We start from the raw sequence: 12565 nt of genomic DNA, 5'->3' as shown, positions 1-12565 counted from the left end.
CGGGAGCAGGAGCCAAAGGCGGTAGTTGCGGTTGATATTCCGTCCGGCGTCAGCTCAGAGACGGGGGCGGCGCTTGGCGAGGCAGCTGAGGCGGATCTGACCGTTACTTTCGGCTATGAGAAGCTGGGAATGGTGTTCTATCCGGGACGGAAGCTGTGCGGCGAGATTGTGATTGCCGACATCGGGTTTCCGGCGTATACAAAATATGAAGGGCATACCTATTTTGCCTATGATCCGGAGGATCGGAGCCAGATCCCGAAACGGCGGGCAGACGCCAACAAGGGAACGTATGGAAAAATCCTGATCGCAGCCGGTTCGGAGGGGATGTGCGGCGCAGCGTATTTGAGCGCCCTGGCTGCGTACCGGATGGGCGCAGGACTTGTGAAGATCCTGACCGTCCGGGCAAATGTGCCGATTCTGCAAAATCTCCTTCCGGAGGCGATCCTGACGCCGTATGATCCGGAACAGGCACAGACGGATCCGGCAGGTTTTAAGAGCCTGGTGGAACAGGAGTGCGGCTGGGCGAGCGCGATCGTGCTGGGACCGGGACTGGGAAAGGAAGCCCATGTCGCAAGTCTGGTGCAGAACGTGCTGCTTTCCGCCTATGTGCCGATCATTGTGGATGCGGATGGATTAAATGCTGTCGCACAGCATCCGCATTTGTCCGGGTATTTTACGGAAAATGTGATCGTTACTCCGCATCTGGGAGAGATGGCGCGTCTGACGGGACGCTCGATTGAGGATCTGAAACGGGATCTGGTCGAGTCAGCGGTGCGGTATGGCGAAGAAAAAGGCGTGACCTGCGTGCTCAAGGATGCCGTGACGGTGACGGCGGGGCGCGATGGCAATGTGTATATCGGCGACAGCGGCTGCGCCGCGATGGCAAAGGGTGGTTCCGGCGATGTGCTGACCGGTGTGATTGCCGGGCTTCTGGCGCTGGGATTTTCAGAGGATGAGGCGGCGGCGCTCGGCGTGTTCCTGCACGGAAGAGCTGGGGCGGCAGCTGCCTGTAAAAAGGGAGAGCATTCCGTGCTGGCAAGAGATATCGCGGACTGTCTGCTTGAAAAGATAGATTGAAAATAAAAAGGAAGACAAAAAGATGGAAAAAGCATATACAATGGCAGAAGAACCATATACCCGGATTTATGCGCGGATTGACCTGGATGCGATTGTGAAAAATATGGAGGCGATGCGCGAAAATCTTCCGGCAAAAACGAAGATGATCGGCGTGGTTAAGACGGATGGTTACGGTCACGGGGCTGTCCCGGTGGCGAAGACGATCGCGCCGTTTGTCTGGGGCTATGCGGTGGCAACCTTGGAGGAAGGACAGAACCTGCGCCGCCACGGCATTGACAAACCGATTCTGGTGCTTGGCAGCACGCACCCACGCCATTTTGCGGAATTGATTGAGGGCGATATCCGTCCAGCGATCTTTGAGGAAGACAAGGCAGAGCTACTCTCAAAACTTGCGGTTTCGATGGGAAAGACGGCGAAAATGCATATTGCGCTCGATACCGGCATGGGACGAATCGGATTTCACCCGGATGAAAATAGCCTGAAAGGGATAGAGCGGATTGCAAAGCTTCCGGGCATTGAGATCGAGGGAATGTTTACACATTTTGCGCGTGCTGACGAGGCGGATAAGGCATTTACCCATTTACAGTATGATCGGTACCAGAAATTCCATGAAGGTCTGGAAGCTGCAGGCGTTCATATTCCGATGTGCCACTGTGCGAACAGCGCGGCGATCATGGAACTGCCGCGGATGGGACTGGATGCGGCGAGAGCCGGTATCACGGTATACGGTCTGTATCCGTCGGATGAGGTAGAGCGGAACATGAAGATTTACCCGGCGATGGAGATCCGCAGCTTTATTACCTATGTTAAGGAAGTGGAGCCGGGCACGCCGATCAGCTACGGCGGAACCTTTGTGACGGACCGTCCGATGCGGATCGCGACGATTGGCGCCGGATACGGCGATGGCTATCCGAGAAATCTCTCTGGAAAGGGTTATGTCTTGATTCATGGACACCGCGCACCGATTCTGGGACGCGTCTGCATGGATCAGTGCATGATCGATGTGACCGATATCCCGGAGGCTGCTGAGGACACGCGGGTAACGCTGGTCGGACGCGACGGGGACGACGAGATCACGATGGAAGAGCTGGCGGAATGGAGTGGCGGTTTCCACTATGAGATCCCATGCGTGCTTGGAAAACGTGTGCCGCGCGTGTACGTGAGAGGTGGAAAGATCGTCGGGAAAAAGGATTATAATGATGATCGGTATGAGGATTTTATGGAGTAAAGCCGGTGTTTGAACCATTTAGAAAAAGGATTCATAAGATAAAGTAGATAGTTTCGGCAAAGCCGGGAACCTGGACTGCCGGATGCATTTATGGGACGACCCGCGTATAGGCGGTGTAAATCTGTCCATACTAACGGTATAAACGGACTGTGGAGCTGTGAAAGTACAAAGCAGTTATTTATATCTTAAAATAGTTTGGACGGAGTGTGAATCGAGTGGTTATCAGACGAGGAGATATTTATTACGCAGATTTAAGACCGGTCATCGGCTCAGAGCAGGGCGGCGTCCGCCCGGTGCTGGTCATCCAGAATGATATCGGCAACAAGCACAGCCCGACCGTGATCTGCGCGGCGATCACATCAAAGATGAACAAAGCCAAGCTGCCGACGCATGTGGAATTAAACACGCGCCGCTGTGCGATGGTGAGGGATTCGGTCATTTTACTGGAACAACTCCGCACGATCGATAAGCAGCGGCTGAAAGAGAAAATCTGTCATATCGACGGGGCGCTTTTACAGGAGGTGGACCGTGCGCTGAAGGTCAGTCTGGAACTGGATACATAAAATCAGCCGCGAACCCCTTGTCAAGCATACAGAATGGTGTTAAAATAGTTAAGATGCAGCTTTTTAGTGCCGAAATCGGCGTGATATAAAAGCTGATGAGCGAAAAGATACAACAAAGAAGATAGAAAGAGGAGTGTTATTTTATGTCAGGACATTCAAAGTTCGCCAATATTAAGCACAAAAAAGAGAGAAACGACGCAGCAAAGGGAAAAATCTTTACCGTTATCGGTCGTGAGATTGCCGTAGCTGTTAAGGAAGGTGGTTCGGATCCGGCAAACAACAGCCGTCTGCGTGATGTGATTGCAAAAGCAAAAGCGAACAATATGCCGAACGATACCATCGATCGTGGTATCAAGAAAGCAGCCGGAGATGCAAACTCTGTCAATTACGAGAATCTTACATATGAGGGATATGGTCCGAATGGCGTCGCTATCATCGTAGATACCCTGACCGACAACAAGAACCGTACCGCAGCGAATGTCCGCAGCGCATTTACCAAGGGCGGCGGAAACGTAGGTACTCCGGGCAGCGTGTCCTTCATGTTTGATAAAAAAGGTCAGATCATCATCGACAAAGAAGAGTGCGAGATGGATCCAGATGAGCTGATGATGCTTGCACTGGATGCAGGAGCTGAGGATTTCTCCGAGGAGGAGGACAGCTACGAAGTGATCACCGCACCGGAAGATTTCTCTGCAGTCCGCGAGGCGCTGGAGAAGGCTGGCGTTCCGATGATGGAAGCAGATGTTACCATGATTCCGCAGAACTGGGTAGAACTTACCGATGAGGAATCCATCAAAAAGATGCAGAGAATCCTGGATCTTCTGGATGAGGATGATGACGTACAGGCTACTTACCATAACTGGGATGAGTAATTGATATCATATTTGATATAGATTTAAAAAAATAAAGATACGATTCATATAAAAACTGTCGCTGGAATACAATGGCGGGCTGGACTTTTCAAAGAATAGGGCTGGCAGCCGGATGTATTTGGCGGCAGTTTTTGTGTAATAGGAATTTCCTTGGAGACACATTCGTTTTTATTTTGCAAATTTTATGGAAGCGTTAAAGAAAAAAATACCATGTCCGGCAGCAATAAACTTGCCTGAACATGGTATTTACTCGTATTTTATCTACTAGTTGCTTGTATAATGATAGCTGTCTAACAGCTGTGCCTTCATATGCCACAGCTCGTTGGAGAGATCCACATGAATCTCATGCGGGTTTACCAGACGGCGGGACTCATCCCACAGCGTCTCCTGTTCTTTCTTGCAGTATTCGCGGATGTCCATAACCTTTGGAGACTCGTAAACGCATTCGCCGTTTTTGAAGATTGGAACGAGAAGTTCGCGCATGGTGTAGGTGCCCGGCGCGAGGTGTGTCTTTTTCCATGTCTCGATCGGATCGAAGAGCAGAAGGGAATTCTTCTCATCGAACTCTTCATCCACGAGACAGATCAGATCTGCGATAATCTTGCCAGTCTCTTTGTCATAGATTCGCTGGATGGTCTTGTTGCCCGGATTGGTAACCTTTTCTGTATTTTCCGAAAGCTTGATCTTCGGGATAAATTTGCCTGTGTGACGGTCCATGATGGCAGCCAGCTTATAAACGCCGCCGAAGGAAGGGCAGTCCTTGGAGGTAATGAGGTTTGTGCCGACACCCCAGGACGTGATGGCAGCGCCCTGAATCTTCAGGCTGTCGATCAGGTATTCATCCAGATCGTTGGAGGCGGAGATGACTGCATCCGGGAATCCGGCGTCATCCAGCATCTTGCGGGCTTTCTTGGAAATATATGCAAGGTCGCCGCTGTCGAGGCGGATGCCGTAGAAAGTCAGCGGGATACCGGCGTCGCGCATCTCCTGGAAGACGCGGATCGCGTTCGGAACACCGGAACCCAGGGTATCATAGGTATCGGCTAACAGGATGCAGGCACTCGGATAGAGCTTTGCATAAGCGCGGAACGCAGTCAGCTCATCCGGGAAACTCATGATCCAGCTGTGTGCGTGGGTTCCCTTGACCGGAACGTCAAATAGTTTTCCGGCCAGTACATTGGAAGTGCCGATACAGCCGGCGATCATGGCAGCGCGGGCGCCATAGGTACCGGCGTCAGCACCCTGCGCGCGGCGAAGCCCAAACTCCATGATTCCGTCCCCGCGTGCGGCGAAGACGATACGGGAGGTTTTGGTCGCGATCAGGCTCTGGTGGTTGATGATATTTAAGATGGCAGTCTCAACCAGCTGTGCTTCCATGATCGGCGCGATGACCTTGACGAGGGGCTCACGCGGGAAGACAACAGTGCCTTCCGGGATTGCGTAGATGTTACCCGAAAATTTGAAATTGTGAAGATATTCGAGGAAATCTTCATCAAAAATGCCGAGTCCGCGTAAGTATTCGATGTCGGCATCATCGAAGTGAAGATTTTTCACATAGTCAATGACCTGCTCTAAGCCGGCGCAGATGGAAAACGCATTTCCATCCGGGTTTGTGCGGTAGAACGCATCAAAAATGACGGTTTCGTTGGCATCTTTCTCCCGGAAATAGCCCTGCATCATCGTCAGTTCATACAGGTCGGTCAATAGGGTAAGGTTTCTTGGCTCCATAATATTCTCCTTTGTTGCGAAAGACGGCTGCGGGCACGTCCTTCTTTTTATATATAGTATACTTCATTGTTTATATTTGCAATGAATGTCTGTGTCTGTTTTTTAAAGTAAAGACAGACATATTTTATATACTATACCATAAAATCAGGGGAATGGCAAAATAATGATAATTTTATAACATGTGAATCATATCCGAAACATTCCTTGACAACCATCTGGAAAAAAGATACAATGTCCATGTTAGTGATTTGATTACTAATTATGATAGGAAAAGCAATGATGGAGACAGTAGCGCCGCACGGAAAGCGGGAGCGAGGCAGGGACGGTGAGAGCCTGCTGTGAGTAAGGCGGATGCGAAGATCACTCCGGAGCTTCGGGCTGAACCATTTTTGGAAGTCTGAGCGCCGTTTCTGACAGCGCCCGGAAGGAAAATTCAGTAAGTACCGACGGTTTCCTCCGTTATAGGGAGCGCATATAAAGGTATGCAGTAATAGGTGGTTAAAAGCAAGTGGGCCCTTGTCCTGTTACAGGATGGGTCCATTTTTATTTCATAGAAAAAGACATTCTATGAAATAAAAACTTTATTTCATATTTTTAGGAGGAATTTATCATGTACAACAAAGTTCCGGCAAACATGAATTTCGTGGAACGTGAAAAGAACATTGAGAAGTTCTGGGAAGATGAGCAGATTTTTAAGAAGAGTATCGACAGCCGTAAGCAGGGACCGACCTATACATTCTATGACGGACCGCCTACCGCAAACGGCAAGCCGCACATCGGACACGTGCTGACCCGTGTTATCAAGGATATGATTCCGAGATACCGCGCGATGAAGGGCTACATGGTTCCGAGAAAGGCTGGATGGGATACTCACGGTCTTCCGGTTGAGCTGGAAGTAGAGAAGATGCTGGGACTGGACGGCAAGGAGCAGATTGAGCAGTATGGTCTGGAGCCGTTCATCGAGCACTGTAAAGAGAGTGTCTGGAAATACAAAGGAATGTGGGAAAAATTCTCCAACACCGTTGGTTTCTGGGCAGACATGGAGCATCCGTATGTTACCTACCACAACAGCTTCATTGAGTCTGAGTGGTGGGCATTAAAAGAAATCTGGAACAAGGGACTTCTTTATAAGGGCTTCAAGATTGTACCGTACTGCCCGCGCTGCGGCACCCCGCTGTCCAGCCATGAGGTGGCACAGGGATATAAGGACGTCAAAGAGCGTTCTGCGATTGCTAAATTCCCGGTAAAGGGCGAAGATGCATACATTCTTGCATGGACGACCACCCCGTGGACACTTCCGTCCAACGTGGCGCTCTGTGTAAATCCGGACGAGACATATGTAAAGGTAAAAATGAAAGAGGATGGCACGGTTTATTATATGGCGCAGGCGCTGTGTGATACCGTTCTGGGCGAGGGCACTTACGATGTCCTGGAAACCTTTGTCGGAAAAGATCTGGAATATAAAGAGTATGAGCCATTATTTGACTATGCCGTAGCAACCTGTGAAAAACAGCATAAGAAAGCATTCTACATTGTCTGCGATAATTATGTAACACTGACCGATGGTACCGGTGTCGTACACATCGCGCCGGCATTTGGTGAGGATGACTCCAAGGTCGGCAGAAAATATGACCTTCCGTTCGTACAGTTGGTAGACGGCAAGGGCGAGATGACGAAGGAGACTCCGTGGGCTGGTATGTTCTGCAAGAAAGCCGATCCGGAGGTTCTGAAAGCATTAAGAGAAAGCGGACTTCTGTTCTCTGCACCGGTATTTGAGCATAGCTACCCGCACTGCTGGCGCTGCGATACACCACTTATCTACTATGCACGTGAATCCTGGTTCATCAAGATGACCGCAGTCAAGGATGACCTGATCCGCAACAACAACACGATCAACTGGATTCCGGAGAGCATCGGTAAAGGGCGTTTCGGCGACTGGCTGGAGAATGTCCAGGACTGGGGCGTGAGCCGTAACCGTTACTGGGGTACTCCATTAAATATCTGGGAGTGCGAGTGCGGCTGCCAGCACGCGATCGGAAGCCAGGCAGAATTAAAATCTATGAGCCCGAACTACACGGACGTTGTGAAAAAATATGCAAAAGAGATGGATCAGGAGGCAAATGGAGAGGTTGAGCTTCACCGCCCATTCATCGATGATGTGACGATCACCTGCCCGAAGTGCGGCAAACAGATGCACCGTGTACCGGAGGTTATCGACTGCTGGTTTGATTCCGGTTCCATGCCATTTGCACAGCATCATTATCCATTTGAAAATAAAGAACTGTTTGAGCAGCAGTTCCCGGCAGATTTCATCTCCGAGGCGGTTGATCAGACGCGTGGATGGTTCTACTCCCTGTTAGCTATCTCGACCCTGATCTTTAACAAGGCGCCGTACAAGAATGTTATCGTTCTGGGGCATGTCCAGGATGAGAACGGACAGAAGATGAGTAAGTCCAAGGGCAACGCGGTTGACCCGTTCGATGCACTGCAGACTTACGGCGCTGACGCGATCCGCTGGTATTTCTACATTAACAGTGCACCGTGGCTGCCGAACCGTTTCCACGGAAAAGCCGTTATCGAGGGACAGAGACGTTTCATGGGTACTCTCTGGAATACCTATGCATTCTTTGTACTCTATGCGAATATTGATAATTTTGACGCAACCAAATATACGCTGGAATACGATAAACTTCCGGTTATGGACAAATGGCTGCTGTCTAAGTTAAACAGCCTCATCAAAGAGGTGGACGACGATCTGGGCAACTACCGCATTCCGGAGGCTGCAAGAGCGCTCCAGGATTTCGTCGATGATATGAGTAACTGGTATGTCAGAAGAAGCCGTGAGCGTTTCTGGGCAAAAGGAATGGAACAGGATAAGATCAATGCGTACATGACACTCTACACCGCACTGGTAACCGTAGCGAAGGTAGCGGCTCCGATGATTCCGTTCATGACCGAAGACATTTACCAGAATCTGGTTCGCAGTCTGGATAAAGAGGCACCGGAGAGCATCCATCTGTGCGACTTCCCGGTTGCAAATGAGGCGCACATCGACAAGGATCTGGAAGCGAAGATGGAAGAAGTCCTGAAGGTTGTTGTTCTGGGTCGTGCAGCAAGAAATACTGCTAACATCAAGAACCGTCAGCCGATCGGACGTATGTTCGTGAAGGCAGAGACCGCTCTGCCGGAGTTCTATCAGGAAATCATCCAGGATGAGCTGAATGTGAAGAAGGTAGAGTTCACGGATGATGTCCGCGCATTTACCTCCTACAGCTTCAAGCCGCAGCTTCGTACTGTTGGACGCAAGTATGGCAAGTATGTAAACGAGATCAAAGAGATTCTTGCAGGTCTGGACGGAAATCAGGCGATGGATACCTTAAATGAAACCGACCTTTTAAGCTTTGAGACGCAGGACGGTACAAAGGTAGAGCTGGCAAAAGAAGATCTTCTGATTGACATGGCACAGGTACCGGGCTTTGTATCTGAGGGTGACAATTTCGTTACCGTTGTTCTGGACACCAATCTGACACCGGAACTCATTGAAGAGGGCTTTGTCCGCGAGATCATCAGTAAGATTCAGACGATGCGTAAGGAAGCCGGTTTTGAGGTAATGAACCATATCAACGTCTTCCAGGACGGAAATGATAAACTTGCAGAAATTTTAAAGAACCATACAGAGGAAATCAAGAAAGAGGTTCTGGCTGATAATATCCTGATTGGCACCATGGGCGGATACACAAAAGAGTGGGATATCAATGGCGAAAAAGGTATGTTTGGTGTTGAGAAAACGACTGACTGATGTGCCTGGCGGGAAACCGTGATACTACGAATATTAGGAGGACAGGATGCGCGAGATCAGCAAAGAAGAGTTTAAAAAGAGTATTATCGAAAATGTAAAGAACCAGTACCGCAGAACGATCGACGAGGCGACACCGCAGCAGATATTCCAGGCTGTGTCCTATGCGATCAAGGATGTGATTATCGACGACTGGATTGCAACTCAGAAGCAGTTTGACGAGACAGGCGCAAAGAAGGTATATTACCTTTCTATGGAGTTTCTGATGGGACGTGCGCTTGGTAACAATATCATCAACCTGGGTGCGAAAAAAGCAGTGAAGGAAGCACTGGAAGAGCTTGGTTTTGACCTCAATGCGATTGAGGATCAGGAGCCGGATCCGGCACTTGGAAACGGCGGTCTGGGGCGTCTGGCAGCATGTTTTCTGGATTCCCTGGCAACTCTTGGTTATCCGGCTTACGGCTGCGGCATCCGTTACCATTACGGTATGTTCAAGCAGAAAATTAAAGACGGCTATCAGGTGGAGGTGCCGGATGAGTGGCTGAAAAACGGTTATCCGTTCGAGCTTCGCCGCCCGGAGTATGCGACCGAGGTTAAATTTGGCGGTTATGTCAAGACCGAGTGGGACGGTGAGCGCAACCATTTTGTACAGGAAGGTTATCAGTCTGTTCTGGCAGTTCCGTATGATATGCCGATTGTCGGCTACGGCAATAACGTAGTCAACACCCTGCGTATCTGGGATGCACAGCCGATCGACACGTTCAGCCTTTCTGCATTTGACAAGGGTGATTACCAGAAGGCGGTCGAGCAGGAGAATCTGGCGAAGAACCTGGTTGAGGTCCTTTATCCGAACGACAACCACTATGCGGGTAAAGAGCTGCGTCTTAAACAGCAGTATTTCTTCATTTCTGCCAGCTTACAGGTTGCTCTGAAGAAATTCAAAGAGACAAACGATGATATTCACAAACTGCCGGAGAAGATCGTATTCCAGATGAACGATACGCATCCGACCGTGGCAGTTGCTGAGCTGATGCGCCTGCTCCTGGATCAGGAAGGCTTAAACTGGGATGAGGCGTGGGGTATCACAACAAAATGTTGTGCATACACCAACCACACTATCATGGCAGAGGCACTGGAAAAATGGCCGATCGAGCTGTTCTCCCGCCTGCTTCCGCGTGTATACCAGATTGTGGAAGAGATCAACCGCCGTTTTCTGATCGAGGTACAGAATAAGTACCCGAATAACTATGAGAAAGTTAAAAAGATGGCGATCATCTTTGACGGTCAGGTCAAGATGGCACATCTGGCGATCGTAGCCGGATATTCCGTCAACGGTGTGGCAAAACTTCACACCGAGATTCTGAAAAATCAGGAGCTGAAAGATTTCTACGAGATGATGCCGGAGAAATTTAACAATAAGACAAACGGTATCACCCAGCGTCGTTTCCTGCTGCATGGCAACCCGCTTCTGGCAGACTGGATCACGGAGCAGATTGGCGACGAGTGGATTACCGATCTTCCGCACCTGGCAAAATTAAAAGTATACGTCGATGATCCGAAATTCCAGCAGGAATTTATGAACATCAAGTACCAGAATAAACTGCGCCTGGCAAAATACATCAAGGAACACAACGGAATCGACGTTGATCCGCGTTCCATTTTCGATGTACAGGTAAAACGTCTCCATGAGTACAAGAGACAGCTTTTAAATATTCTTCATGTAATGTACCTGTATAACCAGCTCAAAGACAATCCAAACATGGATATGGTTCCGAGAACCTTTATCTTTGGTGCGAAAGCAGCGGCAGGTTACCAGATTGCCAAGAAGACGATCAAACTGATTAACTCCGTAGCAGATGTTATCAACAATGATAAATCCATCAATGGTAAGCTGAAAGTTGTGTTTATCGAAGATTACCGCGTTTCCAACGCAGAACTGATTTTTGCGGCAGCGGATGTCAGCGAGCAGATTTCCACCGCCAGCAAGGAGGCGTCCGGTACCGGCAACATGAAGTTCATGCTGAACGGTGCGCTGACGCTGGGCACGATGGATGGTGCGAACGTGGAGATCGTCGAGGAGGTAGGCAAGGAGAACGCATTTATCTTCGGTCTGAGCGCTGACGAGGTTATCAATTATGAGAACAACGGCGGTTACAACCCGGAGGAGATCTTTAACACCGACCAGGATATCCGCCGCGTGCTGATGCAGCTCATCAACGGCTACTATTCACCGCAGGATCCGGAGCTGTTCCGCGATATTTACAATTCTCTGTTAAATACAAAGAACAGTGCCAAGGCAGATACCTACTTCATCCTGAAAGATTTCCGTTCCTATGCGGAAGCACAGAAACGCGTCGAGGCAGCTTACCGTGACGAGAACTGGTGGGCGAGAGCAGCCATGCTCAACACAGCAAGCGCTGGTAAATTCTCCTCTGATCGTACCATCGAGGAGTATGTGCGCGACATCTGGCATCTGGAGAAGATCCATGTGGACGATGATGATGTAAAGGCACTGTAAAAGGAGTAAAAAGAGGGAGGACACACTATGAGAGGATACAGAAAAAGACCGGGGACACAAGGATTTTCGGTTCCTCTTGTGGGTGCTTCCCTCTTTTTTATCATTTCGCTGTTTTTGTTTGCTTCTTATAAAAACAGCGCCTATCAGCAGGCGAAAAAGGAAATCTATTCGCTTTATACGGCGAACCGGGCGTTTGATCTGGATGAGGTGTATCAGGACGGTCTGACGGCGATCTATGCGAAAGAGTATGGAAAGACGGCAACCGAGGCTGGATGCGAGGCGCTGGAGCAGACGGGGCTTCCGTATGTCCTTTTATTATCGCAGTTTTCCGCACCGGTGGAACGCGTGTATGTGACGAACTGCCAGCTGAGCGAGACGGGGCGGGAGAAGAAGGCGCGGACGTATGACTACACGGTTTCGGTGCGTTTCTGCCTGGAAAAGGCGATGAGGTGCTGGCACCGGAGAAGACGATGGACTTTCATGGAACTGTGGTGATGAAGAAAAAGGGATGGTTCCGCTGGCTGCTGGATGGTGTGACGCTGGGGGAGTAAAAGAATGATAGAGGGGAAACTGGAAGAGACTGCAAAGGGCGGCGGAGGAGAAGCCGGAGCGTAGACTTGTGATATTTTTTGAGTGCCTGTCATAAGATAAGGAAGGCAGAGAAAAGAAGCAGGTTTGTAAGGCATTGAAACCATAAGTTTACTGGTATGGCAAAACAGAAAATGTGTGAAACCGTACTGGAACAGTCAAAACAGGAGAACCGAAATGAAGAAGAGAACTGCC

Annotated in this window: 8 protein-coding genes; 7 read left to right on the top strand and 1 reads right to left on the bottom strand. The window is 49.7% G+C overall.

The annotated features are described in order from the left end of the window. The 4 genes from QVO97_RS09710 to QVO97_RS09695 form a co-directional block, all read left to right on the top strand. Positions 1-1077, top strand: a 1077-nt coding sequence (locus QVO97_RS09710; RefSeq protein ID WP_288189563.1) for an NAD(P)H-hydrate dehydratase, incomplete at its 5' end; no start/stop codon positions are given. A 22-nt stretch (positions 1078-1099) separates the two neighbouring features. Further along, positions 1100-2305 carry an alanine racemase gene (gene alr, locus QVO97_RS09705; protein ID WP_022360134.1) on the top strand — a complete coding sequence of 402 codons (1206 nt, stop codon included), beginning with the start codon at positions 1100-1102 and terminating at the stop codon, positions 2303-2305. 215 nt (positions 2306-2520) lie between these two features. Continuing rightward, positions 2521-2868 (top strand): type II toxin-antitoxin system PemK/MazF family toxin, encoded by a 348-nt coding sequence (locus QVO97_RS09700; protein ID WP_022360133.1) that lies wholly within the window; start codon positions 2521-2523, stop codon positions 2866-2868. A gap of 143 nt (positions 2869-3011) precedes the next feature. Then, positions 3012-3740, top strand: coding sequence for a YebC/PmpR family DNA-binding transcriptional regulator (locus tag QVO97_RS09695; RefSeq protein ID WP_022360132.1), 729 nt, complete (start codon positions 3012-3014; stop codon positions 3738-3740). A gap of 264 nt (positions 3741-4004) precedes the next feature. On the opposite strand, the gene QVO97_RS09690 is transcribed toward QVO97_RS09695, so the two are convergent. After that, positions 4005-5468, bottom strand: a complete 1464-nt coding sequence (locus QVO97_RS09690; protein WP_022360131.1) for a nicotinate phosphoribosyltransferase — start codon at positions 5466-5468, stop codon at positions 4005-4007. Positions 5469-6078: 610 nt separating this feature from the next. On the opposite strand from QVO97_RS09690, the gene ileS reads away from it, so the two are divergent. Genes ileS through QVO97_RS09675 form a run of 3 tightly spaced genes read left to right on the top strand, consistent with a single transcriptional unit; the run spans position 6079 to position 12277 of the window. After that, positions 6079-9267: an isoleucine--tRNA ligase gene (gene ileS / locus QVO97_RS09685; RefSeq protein WP_022360130.1), complete on the top strand. Its 3189-nt coding sequence runs from the start codon at positions 6079-6081 to the stop codon at positions 9265-9267. A gap of 46 nt (positions 9268-9313) precedes the next feature. Beyond that, complete coding sequence (locus tag QVO97_RS09680; protein WP_022360129.1) at positions 9314-11782, top strand: glycogen/starch/alpha-glucan phosphorylase; 2469 nt, start codon at positions 9314-9316, stop codon at positions 11780-11782. Positions 11783-11809: 27 nt separating this feature from the next. Then, positions 11810-12277: a hypothetical protein gene (locus QVO97_RS09675; RefSeq protein ID WP_022360128.1), complete on the top strand. Its 468-nt coding sequence runs from the start codon at positions 11810-11812 to the stop codon at positions 12275-12277. The last annotated feature ends 288 nt before the right edge of the window (positions 12278-12565 follow it).

Origin of the sequence: Clostridium sp. CAG:43, assembly GCF_000434655.1 — a bacterium.
GTDB classification, from domain to species: domain Bacteria; phylum Bacillota; class Clostridia; order Lachnospirales; family Lachnospiraceae; genus Otoolea; species Otoolea fessa.
Note: the sequence above shows the minus strand (reverse complement) of the source record. Positions and strands in the feature narration are given on the sequence as shown.

Bases quoted from the DNA above. Each gene is read 5' to 3' on its own strand.
- alr (WP_022360134.1), top strand. From the start codon at position 1,100: ATGGAAAAAGCATATACAATGGCAGAAGAACCATATACCCGGATTTAT.
- QVO97_RS09695 (WP_022360132.1), top strand. From the start codon at position 3,012: ATGTCAGGACATTCAAAGTTCGCCAATATTAAGCACAAAAAAGAGAGA.
- QVO97_RS09690 (WP_022360131.1), bottom strand. From the start codon at position 5,468: ATGGAGCCAAGAAACCTTACCCTATTGACCGACCTGTATGAACTGACG.
- ileS (WP_022360130.1), top strand. From the start codon at position 6,079: ATGTACAACAAAGTTCCGGCAAACATGAATTTCGTGGAACGTGAAAAG.
- QVO97_RS09680 (WP_022360129.1), top strand. From the start codon at position 9,314: ATGCGCGAGATCAGCAAAGAAGAGTTTAAAAAGAGTATTATCGAAAAT.
- QVO97_RS09675 (WP_022360128.1), top strand. From the start codon at position 11,810: ATGAGAGGATACAGAAAAAGACCGGGGACACAAGGATTTTCGGTTCCT.